This window comes from Bradyrhizobium sp. CCBAU 45394 (assembly GCF_028128655.1).
Lineage (GTDB): Bacteria > Pseudomonadota > Alphaproteobacteria > Rhizobiales > Xanthobacteraceae > Bradyrhizobium > Bradyrhizobium diazoefficiens.
In genome coordinates, this window is sequence record NZ_LBIX01000176.1 from 42704 (window position 1) to 58028 (window position 15325).

At 65.6% G+C, this 15325-nt stretch carries 19 protein-coding genes; 8 read left to right on the forward strand and 11 right to left on the reverse strand.

Going from position 1 to position 15325, the window contains the following annotated elements; all coding sequences use genetic code 11:
• Positions 1–139: 139 nt before the first annotated feature.
• Complete coding sequence (locus WN73_RS37570) at positions 140–1996, reverse strand: tannase/feruloyl esterase family alpha/beta hydrolase (RefSeq protein WP_271557237.1); 1857 nt, start codon at positions 1994–1996, stop codon at positions 140–142.
• Positions 1993–2250: a hypothetical protein gene (locus WN73_RS37575; RefSeq protein ID WP_028171174.1), complete on the reverse strand. Its 258-nt coding sequence runs from the start codon at positions 2248–2250 to the stop codon at positions 1993–1995. The genes WN73_RS37570 and WN73_RS37575 overlap by 4 nt, the downstream gene beginning before the upstream one ends.
• 244 nt (positions 2251–2494) lie before the next feature.
• Here WN73_RS37575 and WN73_RS37580 point away from each other — a divergent pair, with 244 nt between their 5' ends.
• Both WN73_RS37580 and WN73_RS37585 read left to right on the forward strand, forming a co-directional pair.
• Complete coding sequence (locus WN73_RS37580) at positions 2495–3049, forward strand: MarR family winged helix-turn-helix transcriptional regulator (protein WP_028171175.1); 555 nt, start codon at positions 2495–2497, stop codon at positions 3047–3049.
• A gap of 102 nt (positions 3050–3151) precedes the next feature.
• Positions 3152–4243 carry a TRAP transporter substrate-binding protein gene (locus WN73_RS37585; protein ID WP_028171176.1) on the forward strand — a complete coding sequence of 364 codons (1092 nt, stop codon included), beginning with the start codon at positions 3152–3154 and terminating at the stop codon, positions 4241–4243.
• Positions 4244–4432: 189 nt separating this feature from the next.
• Here the strand turns inward: WN73_RS37585 and WN73_RS37590 are convergent, their stop codons facing one another.
• The 6 genes from WN73_RS37590 to WN73_RS37615 all read right to left on the reverse strand — a co-directional run bounded on the left by WN73_RS37590 (position 4433) and on the right by WN73_RS37615 (position 9660).
• The gene (locus WN73_RS37590; protein WP_211433923.1) at positions 4433–5215 is read right to left on the reverse strand and encodes an ABC transporter ATP-binding protein; all 783 of its coding nucleotides are present in this window, start codon (positions 5213–5215) and stop codon (positions 4433–4435) included.
• On the reverse strand, positions 5203–6258 hold the full coding sequence (locus WN73_RS37595; protein WP_271557238.1) for a dihydrodipicolinate synthase family protein: 1056 nt from the start codon (positions 6256–6258) through the stop codon (positions 5203–5205). Before WN73_RS37595 ends, WN73_RS37590 begins: the two co-directional genes overlap by 13 nt.
• A 6-nt stretch (positions 6259–6264) precedes the next feature.
• Positions 6265–7086 (reverse strand): GNAT family N-acetyltransferase, encoded by an 822-nt coding sequence (locus tag WN73_RS37600; RefSeq protein WP_271557239.1) that lies wholly within the window; start codon positions 7084–7086, stop codon positions 6265–6267.
• Complete coding sequence (locus WN73_RS37605) at positions 7073–8110, reverse strand: NAD-dependent epimerase/dehydratase family protein (protein WP_271557240.1); 1038 nt, start codon at positions 8108–8110, stop codon at positions 7073–7075. The genes WN73_RS37600 and WN73_RS37605 overlap by 14 nt, the downstream gene beginning before the upstream one ends.
• Positions 8111–8158: 48 nt before the next feature.
• A complete protein-coding gene (locus WN73_RS37610; RefSeq protein ID WP_271557241.1) occupies positions 8159–8929 on the reverse strand; it encodes an ABC transporter permease in 771 nt (256 codons plus the stop codon).
• A gap of 83 nt (positions 8930–9012) precedes the next feature.
• On the reverse strand, positions 9013–9660 hold the full coding sequence (locus WN73_RS37615; RefSeq protein ID WP_011086982.1) for a TetR/AcrR family transcriptional regulator: 648 nt from the start codon (positions 9658–9660) through the stop codon (positions 9013–9015).
• A 100-nt stretch (positions 9661–9760) separates the two neighbouring features.
• Here WN73_RS37615 and WN73_RS37620 point away from each other — a divergent pair, with 100 nt between their 5' ends.
• The 5 genes from WN73_RS37620 to WN73_RS37640 all read left to right on the forward strand — a co-directional run bounded on the left by WN73_RS37620 (position 9761) and on the right by WN73_RS37640 (position 13257).
• Positions 9761–10765, forward strand: a complete 1005-nt coding sequence (locus WN73_RS37620; RefSeq protein ID WP_271557242.1) for an ABC transporter substrate-binding protein — start codon at positions 9761–9763, stop codon at positions 10763–10765.
• A gap of 318 nt (positions 10766–11083) precedes the next feature.
• Positions 11084–11779, forward strand: a complete 696-nt coding sequence (minC, locus tag WN73_RS37625) for a septum site-determining protein MinC (protein WP_011086984.1) — start codon at positions 11084–11086, stop codon at positions 11777–11779.
• A gap of 21 nt (positions 11780–11800) precedes the next feature.
• Positions 11801–12616 (forward strand): septum site-determining protein MinD, encoded by an 816-nt coding sequence (gene minD, locus WN73_RS37630; RefSeq protein WP_011086985.1) that lies wholly within the window; start codon positions 11801–11803, stop codon positions 12614–12616.
• Positions 12613–12894: a cell division topological specificity factor MinE gene (gene minE, locus WN73_RS37635; RefSeq protein WP_011086986.1), complete on the forward strand. Its 282-nt coding sequence runs from the start codon at positions 12613–12615 to the stop codon at positions 12892–12894. Before minD ends, minE begins: the two co-directional genes overlap by 4 nt.
• A 177-nt stretch (positions 12895–13071) precedes the next feature.
• Entirely contained in the window at positions 13072–13257 is a 186-nt protein-coding gene (locus WN73_RS37640) for a hypothetical protein (RefSeq protein WP_028171184.1), read from the forward strand.
• A gap of 19 nt (positions 13258–13276) precedes the next feature.
• Here WN73_RS37640 and WN73_RS37645 read toward each other — a convergent pair whose 3' ends face one another.
• Complete coding sequence (locus WN73_RS37645; RefSeq protein ID WP_028171185.1) at positions 13277–13528, reverse strand: hypothetical protein; 252 nt, start codon at positions 13526–13528, stop codon at positions 13277–13279.
• A gap of 92 nt (positions 13529–13620) precedes the next feature.
• Positions 13621–14013, reverse strand: coding sequence for a hypothetical protein (locus WN73_RS37650; protein ID WP_011086989.1), 393 nt, complete (start codon positions 14011–14013; stop codon positions 13621–13623).
• 128 nt (positions 14014–14141) lie between these two features.
• On the opposite strand from WN73_RS37650, the gene WN73_RS37655 reads away from it, so the two are divergent.
• Entirely contained in the window at positions 14142–14924 is a 783-nt protein-coding gene (locus WN73_RS37655; RefSeq protein WP_271557243.1) for an SDR family NAD(P)-dependent oxidoreductase, read from the forward strand.
• 1 nt (position 14925) lies between these two features.
• Here WN73_RS37655 and WN73_RS37660 read toward each other — a convergent pair whose 3' ends face one another.
• Complete coding sequence (locus tag WN73_RS37660) at positions 14926–15156, reverse strand: DUF6894 family protein (RefSeq protein WP_028171187.1); 231 nt, start codon at positions 15154–15156, stop codon at positions 14926–14928.
• Positions 15157–15325 lie beyond the last annotated feature (169 nt).

Below are 15325 nucleotides of genomic sequence, written 5' to 3' on the forward strand. Positions count from 1 at the left end.
GCGCAGAGCCGGGACCCAGATGGCCACTCGGCATGGCGGATGGATGGGCCCCGGCTCAGCAGCGCATCGCGCTCGACGATGCTTCGCATCGCGAGGGAGACGCTGCGCTGCGTCCGGGGCACGAGAGGAAGCAGGACGATCAGGGCCTGCCGTCGCCATGCCCATCGTCGTCATCATGGAAGTCGTGGTCGCCGCCCGGCCTGAAGCCGGGGTCGATGCAGGCGAAATTGCCGGCATCGTTGGTCATGCCGCTGCCCTTGTAGGCTGCAATCTTCGGATAGACGCATAGCGGCCTCGTGCCGCTGGCCGGGAAGTTCATGGCAATGCGCGGATCAAAAAGTCCGCCGGTCGGGTAGGGCGAGGTGGCGTTGGTATTGGTCGCGACAATGCGTTCAGGCGCGATGCCTTTCTCGACCCAGTCGGTGATGGCCTTGACCTCGTTCTGCGCGAAGCTCGCGGTGGCCGCACCGCCGCCGCAATGGGCCATGTTCGGCACCATGAACAGCCGCGCGAAGTCGGTCGCGCGCCCGTTCATGCGCCTGTCCATGTTGCGATACCAGCGGGCGATGGCAGCGCCGGAGAAAATGCCGTCATTGACGGAGGAGGAGACGATCAGCTTGCCGCCGCGCGCCCTGAACGGCCGCAGGTCGGTCGAGACCGCGGCCATGAAGTCCATGCTGCTTTCAGGATAGGCTTGCGTCTTCGCGAAGATCTTCGGCGCGTCGGTGTCGAAGTTGAAGCGGAACACGAAGGCTTCCTGGCCGTTCGGCCCGTTGACGGGCGTGACGACGGGCGGGGTCTGGAAGATCATCGGGATCGCGCCCGCGCCGAGCGTCAGGTTGATCGCGGTGTTGACGTTCGGCACCGGCGCGGTGACGACGTTCCATAGTTGCCAGCCCGCGCCGGGCGCGGTGGGCGGCGTCCAGATGCCGGCATCCCAGAACCAGTTCGAATAGAGCCGTTGGCCGCGGGAATTGACCGGCCCGGCATAGATTTTCTTCAGCGCGTCCACCTGTGCGCCGGTCAGGCACGTGCCGCCATGCGGCGTGCTGCCGTGCGAACCGGTGCCGCAGGTGTAGCTGGCGAGCGCCGGATACACCTTCTTCGCCGTGCAGGCGTGATAATTGTCGACGATGCCGTCGACCAGCCCGTCGAGCGCGTCGCAGGCGCTCAGGATCGCGGCCGAGGCCACCTGGAGATCCTGCACCGGAAACGTGTCGGGAATGAAGGGCTGTCCGTTGACGTCCTTGCTGGTGGCGAGCGTGCCGAGCACCTGCTCGTTCCAGGCTTCCGCAAGGGCCGCCTGTGGCAGATTGAAGCCGGGATTTTGCGAGATCACGCCGTCGAACAGCCAGGGGAAGCGCTGCGACGCCATCATGGCGTCACGTCCGCCGTTCGAGCAGCCCATGATGTAGGAATAGACGGTGTCGAGGCCGTAGTAATAGGAGATGATCTGCTTCGAGATCGTCGCGGTCTTTTCGATGCCGTTGTAGCCGTAGTCCCGGCGCGCCTGGGCGTCGATCGCGAAATGCGCGGAGCCTCCGGCATTGGCATCGTCGTCCTGATGTCCGCCGACCGGATTGCTGGCGTTGTCTTCATGCCCGCCGTCGTCGGCGGCCACGGCCCAGCCCTGACCGAGCTCGACGCCGGCGGCGCCCTGCGGATCGGCCTGGAGGCTGCCGTCGGTGCCGCCGCCGCCCATCATCTCGAAACGGCCATGCCAGGTATCGGGCAGGTTGAGCGCGAAGCCGATCCCGTAAGTGAAATGATCGGGGTCCTGCGTCGAGACGCGCTTGTTGATGATGCCGATCACGTTGCAGTAGCCCGCCTTCTGGGTCGCGCTCAGGATCTGCGTGTTCGGCAGCGTGAGGCCGGTGAGGGCCGTGCAGGATGCGCGCGGGGCAACACCACTCGGCGGCAGGCCGTGGGCCATTGCCTGCGGGCCGAAAGCCGTCCAGCCGGCAACAATGGTCGAGGCGAGAAGTAACCGTTTCATGTCATGCCCTCCAGCTTGATGATTGTCGAAAGCAGCGGTCGTCCACGCGACATCGTGCGGCGCCGGCCGTTGCGGCAGGCGTCGTCAAGGCTGCAAGCGATGTCGCTGTCGGTCGGGACGTCCTGGTCGTCGGGAGGCCGGGGAGCTTCGCGATGCGGATCGCAGCGCGCGGAACGCAATGCGCCGACGGCCGCAATCGTGTCGCCGCGATGCGCGATGGCATGCGGATCGTCGCCGTTCCCTGATGCAGGCACCGACGTTAGCTCCCCTGAAGCCTGCTCGTGCGACGGCAGGTTTTCTTGATCCTTAGGCAAGCGATGTTGCCGTGTCAACATGACGCAACACGCGAGTCCGCGGTGCAACCTGTCGTAGAAGCTGCATCGGCAAGGCGCGACGCCGCGCGGCTTCTCGATCCCGGTCCGCTGCGATAGACTTGGCGTTCGAATCCCGGACCACCGGGCGGATGCCGCCGCGCCGGCTTGTGAAAGATGGTCGTCGATGGAGCCGGAGAAGGCTGGCGTCAGGAAGCGATCCCCGAAGGGAGCGTCGCGCAGGGCGCAGGTTGCAAAGCCGGCGCGATCCGCCTCGCGTGCCGCGCCGGCCGGAAAGCCCGCCCGGCCAAAGCTGCTTGCCTCGGACGATCTGTCCCGTTCACTCGGCTATCGCATCCGGCGGGCCCAGCTCTGGGTGTTCAGGGATGTCAGCCGGCGGCTGGCCGCCTTCGACATCAGTCCGGCGCAGTTCTCCGTGTTGTCGGTGATCGAAGCCAATCCCGGCGTCAATCAGCTTGCCATCGCGCAATCCTTGTCGATCGAGCGGGCGGGGCTCGGGCGGCTGGTGGATCATCTGGAGCGGCGCGGCCTGGTGCAGCGTTCGGCCTCCGCCGTCAACCGCCGCTACTACGTGCTGTATGTGACCCAGACCGGCGCCGCGCTCCTCGGCCGCTTGCGGCCGTCGATCGCCGAAAGCGAGAAGACCCTCGCCGCCAAGATCGGGCCGCGCGCGTACAAGGAATTGCAGCGAGCGCTGTCGATCTTCCTCCAGGACACTTGATCCGGAACACCTTGAACTCGGCGGCGGGAACGGGCAAACGGTCTGCGAAGACCGTGTCCCAGGCCATCCATTTGAAGCCTTGCTTTAGGGAGAGACCCCATCATGAAACGCCGTACATTCCTCAAGGGTGGCGCGGTCGCCGGCGCGACGACGCTGGTTGCTGCACCTGCGATCGCGCAAGGCGCGCCCGAGATCAAATGGCGCCTGACCTCGAGCTTCCCGAAATCGCTCGACACGATCTACGGCACGGCGCAGACCTTCGCGAAATACGTCGCTGACGCCACCGACAACAAATTCCAGATCCAGACCTTTGCGGCCGGTGAGCTCGTCCCCGGTTTGCAGGCGCTCGACGCCGTCAGCGCGGCCTCCGTCGAGATGGCGCAGACGCCGCTCTACTTCTACATCGGCAAGGAGCCGGCGCTGGCCTATGCCACCGGCGCGCCGTTCGGCATGAACCATCGCCATCAGGAGTCCTGGTGGTATTTCGGCGGCGGCGCCGATCTCGCCAACGAGGCGCTGAAGCCGTTCAAGGCGCATGCGATCCTCTGCGGCAACTCCGGCACCCAGATGGGCGGCTGGTTCCGCAAGGAGATCAAGACCGTCGACGATCTCAAGGGCCTCAAATTCCGCATCGCCGGCATGGGCGGCCATGTGCTGGCGCGCCTCGGCATCGTGCCGCAGCAGCTCGCCGGCGGCGACGTCTATTCGGCCCTGGAGAAGGGCTCGATCGACGCCGCCGAATTCGTCGGTCCCTATGACGACGAGAAGCTCGGCTTCCAGAAGGTGGCCAAATACTACTACTTCCCCGGCTGGTGGGAAGGCGGCGCCATGCTGCACATGATCGTCAATGACGAGAAGTGGGCTTCGCTGCCCAAGCACTACCAGGCCATCGTCAACCAGGCCGCCTCTGCGGCCGGCGCCTGGATGCTCGAGAAGTACGACAGCGTGAACCCGGCGGCGCTGAAGCGGCTGATCGCCAACGGCGCCGAGCTGAAGGCGTTCCCGCAGCCGGTGCTGGAGGCTTGCTACAACGCCACCCAGGAGCACCTGAACGAGCTCGCGGCCAAGAGCGACCTGTTCAAGCGGACCAAGGAGAGCCACGACGCGTATATGAAGGAGCTGCTGTTCTACACGCAGATCGCGGAAAACTTCTACGACAACTATTTGCTCAGCAAGATGCGCAACAAGACCTGATTGCAGCAAGAGGGCGCGGTGTTTTCAGGCGTGATCCGAAGGACACTGTCATTCCGGGGCGCGCCTCTTGGCGGGAGCTAAGATGCGCAATTGCGCATCTGAGAATCCATTTCACCGCGTGTCTTGCCGCCCGATGGATTCCGGGCTCGCGACTTCGTCGCGCCCCGGAATGACGGCGGAGGGAGCGGTCTACGCCGCGCCCAGCCCGAGCTTTGCGTAGATGCGCCGCGCATAGGCACCGAACGCATCCGTTGTCTTGAGCGGAAGGTCGCGCGGGAAGGGCAGGTCGATCGGGAAGTAGTCGGCCATCTTCGCCGGGCCCGCGGTCAGCACGGCGCAATGCGAGGACAGGAACACCGCTTCCTGGATCGAATGCGTGACGAAGATGATGGTCTTGCCGCTCTCGCGCCAGATCCGCAGCATCTCCAGGTTCATCTGCTCGCGCGTCAAGGCGTCCAGCGCGCCGAACGGCTCGTCCATCAGGATCAGCTTGGGATCGTGGATGAAGGCCCGCGCGATGGCGGTGCGCTGCTGCATGCCGCCTGACAGCTGCTGCGGATATTTCTGCTCGTAGCCGGCAAGCCCGACCAGATTGAGCAGATCGCGCGCCCGCTCGCGCGCGGCTTTCATCGGTAGCCCCACGATCTCGGCCGGCAGCAGCACGTTGTCCAGGATCGTGCGCCATTTCAGCAGCAGCGCCTGCTGGAATACCATGCCGATGTCGCGGGTCGGATCGAACGGGCTTCTGGCGCTGCCAATCTTCACGGTGCCGCCGTCGGCGCCGTGCAGGCCGGCCAGAATCTTCATCACCGTGGTCTTGCCGCAGCCGGACGGGCCGACCAGCGAGACCAGCTCGCCTTCCTTCACGTCCATGGTGACGTCGGAGACGGCGAGAAACTCCGCGCCGCCGCTGCGGTAGACTTTCCGGACGCCGCGCAGGCTGATGAAGGGCTCGTCCGTCATGCCAGCCATTTGCTGAGGTTGGCGGCCACGAAGTCATCGTCGCTGAGGTCGGCGTGCTCGCGGCAGACGCGGTCGATCTCCTCCTTTTGGCCGGGGCTGAGGCCCTCGGCAGGATCGAGGCACCACAGCCCCTGCATCAGGTCCTGACGCCGCAGGATCTCGTGGCAGCCGGCGATGCAGCCGTGGAAATTGTTGGCGACGTCGAAGAAGGCGCTGTTGCAATCGGTGACGCGGGCATCGAGCGCGAGCAGGTCGGCCGGCACGCTGTCCTTGTGCCGCGCCGCCTTGCAGCGCTCGAATTGCCCGATCGCGCTCGCCGTCCAGACCGACCAATGGCCGAGCAGTCCGCCCTTGAAATAGGTGCGCGTGGTGACGCCGTTGTCGCGCAGGTCGAACGGCAGCATGAGATCGAGCAGGATATGGTCATCATTGCCGGTGTAGAGCGCGACGCGGTCGAGCGCACCCGCGGCTGCGACGCCGCGCAGCACGTCGAGCGTGCGGTAGCGGTTGAACGGCGCGATCTTGATCGCGATCACATTGTCGATCGAGGCAAAGCGTTGCCAGAATTGGCTCGACAGGATGACGCCGCCGACGGCCGGCTGGAGATAGAAGCCGACCAACGGAATTTCGGCGGCGACCGCGGTGCAGTGCGCGATAATCTCGTCCTCGGAGGCGCTCTTCATCGCGGCGAGGCTGAGCAGGCCGGCGTGATAGCCGATGTCGCGCGCGGTGCGCGCTTCAGTGGTTGCCTGCCTGGTCGGACCGGCAAGTCCCGCGACCATCGCCAGCGGACGCCTGGTCCAGCTCGCCGCGGTCTCGGCGGCGAGCTCCAGCACGGGACGATAGAGGCCGACGTCGCGGATCGCGAACTGCGTCGTATGCACGCCGACCGCAAGGCCGCCGGCGCCGGCGTCGATGTAGTAGCGCGTCAGCGCGCGCTGATGCGTCTTGTCGAGCTTTCGCTCGGCGGTGAGCGCAAGAGGGTGCGCCGGCAGCACGGTGCCGTCGGCGATCAGCCTGCGAACGTCGGCATTGATCTGGCTGTGGTGCATGATGTCCTATCCAAATTCAGGGCCGGCGACGGCGAATGGCATTTCCTCGCCCGCGGCGGTGGCGGGGCCGAAGCGCATGCGCTGGAACGGGCGTTCGACGGTCCAGCCCGAAGCGGTCAATCCCTCCAGGAACGCGCCTTGCGAGGCGACGGCGTCGAGCAGGAGGGGGCGGGTCTCGGATCGCGCGATCGCCTGGACCAGGGCCAGCGCTTCGACGGCATGATCTGCGAACAAGGGACCGATGTGGCGCGCGGTTCTGCCGTCGCGGACCAGCGCGATGCATCCATTCGAAGCGACGATACGCGAGCCGAAGCGCTGTGCGAAGGCGGTCAGGAGGGCGGTCCGGTCGAAACCGGTGACCCGCCGGTCCCGCGCACAAAGCGCGTCAAGCGTCGCGGCCGAAGGCGGTCGCGCCGACGCTTGCGCTGAATTGACCAATTTCAGCCGCCGTAATTGCAGGGTCGGCGTGAAGCCGAGCGGCCCGTACACGGCAGCACCGTCGGGGGTCGCGTCGAGCCAGCTGGTCAGGCCGTTCCTGCGCGCCGTCTCCAGGCAGGCGTCGACGAGGCGCGTCGCAAGGCCACGGCGGCGATGCGTGCCTGATACGAGCACCATGCCGATCCAGGCGTTGCTGCCGGAATAGGGCAGCAGTGCCGCTGTCGCGACCAGCCGCATGCCATCGCGAATGCCGAACACGACGCCGTCGCGCAGGAAAATGCGCCAGTCCTCTTCGGTCTGGTTCCAGTGCGCCTCGACCGACAGCACGAGCCCGGCGATGGCATCGTTCACGCCGAGCTTGATGATGGGCGGGGTGTCAGTAGCGGCCATCGCGCACCTCGTATTTGGTGGGCTTGCCGAGGCTCGGCATGGCGCGGGACACCCAGTCGGCGGTCCAGGCAATCAACTGCTCGGTGTCGACGACCGGCAGGCCGAATAGCTCGACCGCCTGCGAGGTGTCGGTCAGCCACGCCGTGGGCTCCTCCTCGCCGGTCAGCATCGGGGCGCGGCCGAACCTTGCGCCGAATTTCGCCGCGAGATCGCGCACCGCCAGGATCTCGTGGCCGCTGACATTGATCGGCGAGGTCGGCGCCGTGCAATGGGCGAGGCAGCGCAGCGCCTGCGCGGACGCATCGCCCTGCCAGATGAAATTGACATGGCCCAGGCTGACGTCGATCGGCGTGCCGGTGAGGACCTTGGTGGCGATGTCGTGCAGCACGCCATAGCGCATGTCGATCGCGTAATTGAGCCGGAACAGCCGGCCCGGCGTCGAAAACTTGCGCGAAAAATACTCGAACATGCGCTCGCGGCCGACGCAGGACTGGGCGTATTCGCCGGGCGGATTTGGCGCCATGTCCTCGGTCGCGCCTTTGCCGTCGACCGGCACGAAGGGATAGACGCAGCCGGTCGAGAACGCCACGATCCGCGACGACGGAAAGGCCTGCGCGACAAGGGCCGGGACATGCGCGTTCATCGCCCATGTCAGCGACAGATCGCCCTCGGCGCCGAACTTGCGGCCGGCCATGAAGACGATGTTGGGCGCCTTCGGCAGCGCGTTGATCGCGGCCTCGTCGAGCAGGTCGCAATTGATCGTCTCGACGCCGCGCCGATGCAGCCAGTCCTTGACGCCCGCCTCGCTGAAGCGCGCGACGCCGATGACGCGGCGATCCGGCGCGGCGGCTTTGGCGAGCCCCGCCAGCGTCGGGCCCATCTTGCCGGCGACGCCGAGGATCATGATGTCGCCCTCGACCTTGTTGAGGTCGTCGATCAGCGCCTGGGTCGGCCGGCACAGGAGATCGTCGAGCGCGGCGATGTCAGGAATGGTCTTCGGCAGCGTCTGGCGGGTGAGGAGCATCGGTCGGTCCTTGGTCAGTCAGGTTTTCCGTTTTCAGGTCTGCCGTTATCAAGTCTGTCTTGCATCGCCGACCACGAACATGCGCTCGAGGGCGAGCACGAGGCCGTAGAGGGCGACGCCGAGCAGCGTCAGCAGCACCACGGCCATCACCATCGCGGGCGTGTCGAGCGAGGACTGCACCTGGATCATGAGGTAGCCGAGCCCGCGCTCGGAGGCGATGAACTCGCCGACGATGGCGCCGGCGACCGCCAGGATGGCGCCGACCTTCATGCCGGAGAACACGTAAGGCAGCGATCCCGGCAGCTGGATCTTGCGGAACAGCGTCCAGCGCGAGCCGCGCAGCGATTTGACGAGATCGAGCAGATCCGGTTCGACCTCGCGCAGGCCGCGGGCGGTGGTGAGCAGGATCGGGAAGAAGCAGATGCTGAAGGCAATCAGGATGTTCGGCACGATGCCGTAGGAGAACCAGACGATCAGAAGCGGGCCGAGCGCAACCTTCGGGATCATGTTCAGCGTCACGAACAGCGGCAGCAGCACCATGCTGACCAGCGGCGCCCAGCTGAAGATCACCGCGAGGGTGACGCCGACGAATACGCCGAGTGCGAAGCCGCCGAGGATCTCGATCGCCGTCACCAGCGTGTTGGCGCCCCAGGCGTAGCTCGCGGTTCCCAGCGTCTGCACGGTCGCGAGCGGGGAGGGCAGGATGAATTTCGGCACGTGGAAGGCATCGACCGCGACCTGCCACAGCACGAGCACGGCGAGGTGCACGATCAGGATGATCGCAAAGCTGCGGGCCGGGCCTGCTCCGTCACCTGCCACCTTTCGCCCCCCGTTGTTCGCGGCCTCTCCGTCACGACGGCAAGCCTAACCGTCCCCGGGGCAAGTTTCAACCATCTGGTTGATTATGGCCGGAGCGACTGGAGCACCAGGTCGACGACATGCCTGCGCCGGGCACGGCGCTGGGCGCGGCTCGACAGGTCCTTGCCGAAGATCGCCGACAGCGTCGGCGTGTTGGAGAAGAAGAAGTAGCTGAGGCCCGCGATGGAGATGTAAAGCTGGACGGGGTCGATCCCTTTCCGGAAAAGTCCGCAACGCACGCCCTCATGGAGGATGTGGGAGACGCTTTTCACCAGCGGGGAATGCATCGCCTCCAGTCGCGTGGAACCGCGGACATGGCGGGCGCCGCCGCGGTTCTCGTCGTTCAGAAGCACGATGAAATCAGGGTTTGCCGCCAGGTGGTCGAACGAGGCTTCGATCAGCCGGCGGATCGCCTTGTCGGGCGGCAGGCCTTCCAGATTGAGCCTGCGCTCCTGCTCGCGGATGTCCTCATAGACCCATTCGAGCACGGCGAGGTAGAGCGCGTCCTTGTCGCCGAAGTAGTGGTAGACGAGCTGCTTGTTGACGCCGGCGCGCTCGGCGATCTCGTCGACGCGGGCGCCCGCAAGGCCGTGCCGGGCGAACTCCAGGCGCGCCGCGGTCAGCAGCTTCTTGCGGGTGGCGACCGGGTCGCGCCGCTGCGGCACGGTGTCGCCAGATCGTTTTGCGGGCATTTCCAACCAAACAGTTGACAAGTGGAGGGCGGGCTTGTTGCATTGGTAGCCTCACATGGGGAGAGCGACAAGCCGGGTCGCGGCAATGAGGAGACAAGCGATGAAGCGTTTGCAGGCGGCGGTTGTGACCCTGATGCTCGGCTTGGCGGGCATGCCCGCGAACGCGGGCGAGGCGGTGAACCTGATCCTGAACTGGACGCCCACGGCCGACCATTCGCCCTATTATTACGCGAAGGCGCAGGGCTGGTACGAGAAGGCCGGCATCGACCTCACCATCGAGACCGGCAAGGGCTCCGGCGTCTCCGCCGCCAAGGTCGGCTCGGGCGGCTCGCCGTTCGGCGTCGCCGACCTCGCCACCATGCTGGTGGCGAAGAGCAAGGGCGCCGACACGGTCGCGGTGATGAGCGTCTATGCCAACACCGGCCAGACCTTCTACTGGCTGAAGAGCTACGGCGTGAACGGGGTGAAGGATTTCGCCGGCCACAAGATCGGCAATCCGCCCGGGGACGCCTCGCGCGTGATGTGGCCGGCCTTCGCCAAGGCTGCAGGCCTTGCGCCTGATGCGGTCGGCTTCGTCAATATCGGGCCCACCGCGAAGGTCGCGGCGCTGAAGAGCCACACCGTCGACATCATCAGCGACTTCTACAACGAGCACGATGTGAAGGCGATCGAGTTCGGCCAGGACCTCGGCTATGTCAACTGGAAGGACATCGGGCTCAACCCTTACGGCAACTCGCTGATCGTCAACGGTGCTTACTTGCAGAAGAACCCGAAGGTGGTCGAGGATTTCGTTCGCGTCACGCAGAAGGCTTTTGCGGCCTGCGTCGCCGACGTCACCCCGTGCCTGAAGGCGCTGCTCAACCAGGTCTCCGGCCTCGACAAGGAGAACCAGGAGCGCCAGTGGGAGCGCATCAAGTTCCTGATGACGGACGAGTTCACGACGACGAAGAGCCTCGGCTGGATCGACGGCGAGCGCATGAAGAAGGACTACGAACTGGTCCAGACCTATCTCGGCATGGAGAAGCCGTTCGACGTGACGACGGCGTTCACGACCAAGATGCTGGATCCCGCCATCAAGATGGATGCGAGCAAGGTGAAGAAGTAGGGGGTAGGGGGGCTTCCGTATCGTCGTCCTGGCGAAAGCCAGGACCTCCGCGCGAGCGCTCGCGCTCGTCGCGATTACCCCAAGACGTTGTTTGGCGAAGACTCGTCGTTCGGTACTCCCACCGTCCGTAATCGATGGATTCCGCGGTATGGGTCCTGGCCTTCGCCAGGACGACACCGGAGGTCACGGCGGCTGTCCCGTGCGGACGAGCCGCCCAAGACCCACACCCAACTCACGTAACCCCGCGGAGAAATTAACCAGCCGTTAACCACATCCGCCGCATCGTTAACCATTCAATAACAGGGAACGAGTCGGCCGATGGAGGCTGCAGCAAAAGTCCAACGCCAAATGGTGCGCCTGCGCGGGCGCTCCTACGTGGCCTTCGTGTTCGTGCCGACGGTTCCGATCCTGGACTGGCTCCAGGAGATCGACGCCACCATCGCCCGTTCGCCGGGCTTCTTCGCCGGCCGGCCCGTGGTGATCGACCTGTCCTCGGTCGATCTCAGCCAGTCCGGCATCAATCATCTGCTCACCAGCCTTCAGGACCGCAACATCCGCGTGCTCGGGATCGAGGGCGTGGAGGAGGGCCGGCTGACCCCCATGATGCCGCCGCTGCTTTCGGGCGGGCGCAGCTGCGTGGTCGAGCCGAGCGCGCCGAAGAAGGTCGAGAAGGCGGAGGCCAAGCCAACCTCGCTCCTGCTCGAAAACCCCGTGCGCTCGGGCCAGACCGTGATCTTCCCCGAAGGCGACGTCACCATTCTCGGCTCCGTCGGCTCCGGCGCCGAGGTCGTCGCCGGCGGCTCCATCCACGTCTACGGCGCGCTGCGCGGCCGGGCCATGGCGGGGGTTAACGGGCACACGAGCGCCCGCATCTATTGCCAGAAGATCGAGGCCGAACTGCTTGCAATTGATGGGTTTTACCAGACTGCGGACGACATCGATGCCGCCTTGCGCGGCAAGCCGGCGCAGGCCTGGCTGCAGGGGAATACCATGCGAATTACAGCACTGAACTGACCAGCAAAGGAGACATTTCAGATGAGTAAGGTACTGGTCGTGACATCAGGCAAGGGCGGGGTCGGCAAGACCACGACGACCGCCGCGCTGGGGGCTGCCCTGGCGCAGCGCGGCGACAAGGTCGTCGTCGTCGATTTCGACGTCGGCCTGCGCAATCTCGATCTCGTCATGGGCGCCGAACGCCGCGTGGTGTTCGACCTCATCAACGTGGTGCAGGGGGTGGCAAAGCTGCCGCAGGCGCTGATCCGCGACAAGCGGCTGGAGAATCTCTGGCTGCTGCCGGCCTCGCAGACCCGCGACAAGGACGCGTTGACGGAAGAGGGCGTCGGCAAGGTCATCGACGATTTGCGCGGCCGCTTCGACTGGGTGATCTGCGACAGCCCGGCCGGCATCGAGCGCGGCGCCTCCATGGCGATGCGGTTCGCGGACGAAGCCGTCATCGTCACCAATCCGGAAGTGTCCTCGGTGCGCGATTCCGATCGCATCATCGGCATGCTCGATTCCAAGACGGTGCGGGCCGAGAAGGGCGAGCGGGTCGAGAAGCACATTCTCATCACCCGCTATGATGCCTCCCGCGCGGCGCGCGGCGAGATGTTGACCATCGACGACATCCTCGAAATCCTGGCAACGCCCTTGCTCGGCATCATTCCCGAGAGCCAGGACGTGTTGAAGGCCTCCAACGTCGGCACGCCGGTGACGCTGTCGAACGCGGACGGCGCACCCGCACGGGCCTATATCGATGCGGCGCGGCGGCTGTGCGGCGAGACCGTCGCCATGCAGGTGCCGTCGGAGCGCAAGGGCTTCATGGATCGTCTGCTGCGACGGAGGGCTGCATGAGCATGGGTCTGCTCCGACTTCTCCGCGGCAACAAGGCTTCTGCACCCGTCGCACGCGAACGGTTGCAGATTCTGCTCGCGCATGAACGCGGAATGCGCGGCCAGCCCGACCTGCTCGGCGTGCTGCGTGAGGAAATTCTCGCCGTCGTGTCCAAGCACGTCACGCTGGATCCGACCAAGGTCATCGTGCGGCTCGAGCGCGGCGACGAGGTGTCGACCCTGGAGGTCGATATCGAGGTGCCAAACGATCTCGAGCGCAAGCGCGTGGCGGTCGCGTAGGGGACGCGGCCGACGACATCAGGTTTTGGGGTGGGTGAGAAGGCGGTCCGCCGGGCATGGCGGGCCGCCTTTTATCGTTGCTGGGGTGATCGGAACGAGACCCGCGACTTGATCGTTGTAGGAAATCCGCGGCTCCACCAAGCGTGCATCGCGGTTTCATCACACGGGCGAGCACCCATGATGTCGGAGCTCCAGGTCCACACCGTGGCACGCCAGATGCTCGAACGGCACGGCTTTGCTGCGATTGCGAAGGCCGCCGAGCAGGCCCAGGCCTGCGAGGGCCGCGGCGAGGCCGATGAGGCCAAGGAATGGCGTCACATCGAGGATGCCATGAAGGTCATACGTGGGCCGCACCAGAGCTGACCATGGGGAACGGGAACAGTCAGCGCTCCTCGTGATCGGCTCCCTGTGCCGGGGCGCGATGTTGCGTCTGCGGCTGGCCGCGCTCGTTCGTTTCCTTGCAGGAAAGCTGCTCCCACGAACCGTCGGGCGCCTGCTGATAGGCGCTACAGGACGACGAGGAGGTCGATTTGTCCTCGCCCTTCTGGGCGTCGGTATTCTTCGCAAAGGCCGGGGCGGTCAGCACGGCACTGATCGCGAGGGCGCCGGCGAAGACGAAATGAGCCATCCGCATAGGGATCTCCTGTTCGAAGAAGCCCGCATGCTGGCGAGGATTGTGACGATTATTGGCCGCGGCGGCGGTTCCGCCGCGGTGTGCTTAACGCTCTAGCCGCCCTTGCTACGGATCAGGCCGGCGAGGTTGGTCTTCTGGGCTTCGCACCAGCCGGGCATGCCGAGGCGGCGCTGGTCCATATCGGTCGCCTGCGTCGCCACCGCGACCTCGGCCATCAGCTCGTCGTCCTGCTTCTCGCCCATCTTGCCGCCGGTATGCATCCAGGCGATCGCCTTGCGCACCTTCTCGGTGGTGCCGTCGGGCAGCTGCATCTGCTGCGCCTTCTGCACGAGGTCCTGATAGACGAGATCCGTGTTGGGGCACTCGACCTTGGCGGCGAAGGCCTGCAAGACCATCGTCACATAGGTCGAGCGTGGCGGCGCGTCGCCCGCCTGTGCCGGCGCGGCAAGCAGCAAAAGGCCCGTCATCAGAAAACCATAGCGCATCCTTGGTACCTCCTCGATTTTTTTGGGAGGCTAGCGTCCGGCGCGCCGCTCCGCAATGGCGCCGGGACGCAATTGTCGCGCCTCCGTGCGGTGCGCTAAATTGGCTGCTCCCGGTCCCGGAGAGCGACATGAGCCTGTTCAGCGCGCCGTTCGATCCCGCAACCGACACGGCGCTCGTCACCGGCGCGGGCAACGGCATCGGCCGCGCGATCGCGCAGGCGCTGGTCGGCGAGGGCGTCCGGACCGTGTTCGCCGACGTGAGTGCGGAGCGGGTCAGTGCCGCGATCGGCGCGAGCGAGAGGCCTGGACACGCGGTGCCCTGGGTCGGCGATCTTGCGAAGCTCGACGCCTGCGATGCGCTGCTTGCCGCCTCACACGCCGCGCTGGGCGAGGTGACGCATTTCGTGCATAGCGCTTCGCCGCCGCGACGCGAGGCCGATCATGCGCTCGCGGTGGATCGCAGGACCTGGCAGCAGATGCACGCCGTCAACCTCGATGCGGGTTTTCACCTGGCGCGCGAGATCGCCAAGCGGCTGATCGCGGCGAAGCGGCCCGGCTCGTTCCTGTTCCTCACCTCGCTGCATGCAGGCACGCCGCGCAACCTGCCGCATTACTCGACGGCGAAGGCGGGGATGGCGATGCTGGTGAAGGAGCTGGCGAAGACGTTCGGACGCCACAACATTCGCGTCAACGCGCTGGCGCCCGGTGCGATCGCTGCCGGCGGTTTCGTCGCGGATGCCTCGCTGGCGCGGCACATCCCGCTCGGGCGTCTGGGCGAGGCGAAAGACCTCGCACCGATGGCGCTCGCGGTGCTGTCGAACAAGCTCTCCGCTTACGTCACCGGCGCGGCCTTCGTCGTCGACGGCGGATTGTCGCTGACGAACTGGTTCGAGGCGCCGGTGCTGGAGTAGCTTAGCGCTGCCAGGCCGGCACGGGATCGAGCGGCGTGCGATAGAGCTCGTTGTGATCGCGGTCGGTGACGCGCACCGCGCAACCCTTTTGCTGAAGCTCCGGCTTCACCTGCGACAGCTCATTGGCCAGTTGGTGGGCGCGATCGGAGGCGACCTCGATATCCTCGAGGATGATTCCGCCCTGGTTCTTGAACTCTTCACCAACCACAAGATCGAAGTAGTAGTAAGGCATCCGAATTCCCCGGTGTTACGACCCAAGTCTCGACGACAAGTCTGGAAAACAAGTCTTCAACGGAAGTCTCAACACATCCCGGATGGTACCACTGAGTCGATCTTTATCGAATGAATGAAGCGCGCAATCTCTGTGCTTATGGCGCAGAAATGATGTGCAGCATGCAGGC

What these genes read in the sequence shown, in the direction of transcription:
- WN73_RS37660 (WP_028171187.1), bottom strand. Translation starts at nt 15,156, where the DNA reads ATGCCTTACTACTACTTCGATCTTGTGGTTGGTGAAGAGTTCAAGAAC.
- minE (WP_011086986.1), top strand. Translation starts at nt 12,613, where the DNA reads ATGAGCATGGGTCTGCTCCGACTTCTCCGCGGCAACAAGGCTTCTGCA.
- WN73_RS37590 (WP_211433923.1), bottom strand. Translation starts at nt 5,215, where the DNA reads ATGGCTGGCATGACGGACGAGCCCTTCATCAGCCTGCGCGGCGTCCGG.
- WN73_RS37580 (WP_028171175.1), top strand. Translation starts at nt 2,495, where the DNA reads ATGGAGCCGGAGAAGGCTGGCGTCAGGAAGCGATCCCCGAAGGGAGCG.
- WN73_RS37640 (WP_028171184.1), top strand. Translation starts at nt 13,072, where the DNA reads ATGATGTCGGAGCTCCAGGTCCACACCGTGGCACGCCAGATGCTCGAA.
- minC (WP_011086984.1), top strand. Translation starts at nt 11,084, where the DNA reads ATGGAGGCTGCAGCAAAAGTCCAACGCCAAATGGTGCGCCTGCGCGGG.
- WN73_RS37595 (WP_271557238.1), bottom strand. Translation starts at nt 6,258, where the DNA reads ATGCACCACAGCCAGATCAATGCCGACGTTCGCAGGCTGATCGCCGAC.
- WN73_RS37605 (WP_271557240.1), bottom strand. Translation starts at nt 8,110, where the DNA reads ATGCTCCTCACCCGCCAGACGCTGCCGAAGACCATTCCTGACATCGCC.
- WN73_RS37585 (WP_028171176.1), top strand. Translation starts at nt 3,152, where the DNA reads ATGAAACGCCGTACATTCCTCAAGGGTGGCGCGGTCGCCGGCGCGACG.
- WN73_RS37655 (WP_271557243.1), top strand. Translation starts at nt 14,142, where the DNA reads ATGAGCCTGTTCAGCGCGCCGTTCGATCCCGCAACCGACACGGCGCTC.
- WN73_RS37645 (WP_028171185.1), bottom strand. Translation starts at nt 13,528, where the DNA reads ATGCGGATGGCTCATTTCGTCTTCGCCGGCGCCCTCGCGATCAGTGCC.
- WN73_RS37600 (WP_271557239.1), bottom strand. Translation starts at nt 7,086, where the DNA reads ATGGCCGCTACTGACACCCCGCCCATCATCAAGCTCGGCGTGAACGAT.
- WN73_RS37620 (WP_271557242.1), top strand. Translation starts at nt 9,761, where the DNA reads ATGAAGCGTTTGCAGGCGGCGGTTGTGACCCTGATGCTCGGCTTGGCG.
- WN73_RS37650 (WP_011086989.1), bottom strand. Translation starts at nt 14,013, where the DNA reads ATGCGCTATGGTTTTCTGATGACGGGCCTTTTGCTGCTTGCCGCGCCG.
- minD (WP_011086985.1), top strand. Translation starts at nt 11,801, where the DNA reads ATGAGTAAGGTACTGGTCGTGACATCAGGCAAGGGCGGGGTCGGCAAG.
- WN73_RS37615 (WP_011086982.1), bottom strand. Translation starts at nt 9,660, where the DNA reads ATGCCCGCAAAACGATCTGGCGACACCGTGCCGCAGCGGCGCGACCCG.
- WN73_RS37570 (WP_271557237.1), bottom strand. Translation starts at nt 1,996, where the DNA reads ATGAAACGGTTACTTCTCGCCTCGACCATTGTTGCCGGCTGGACGGCT.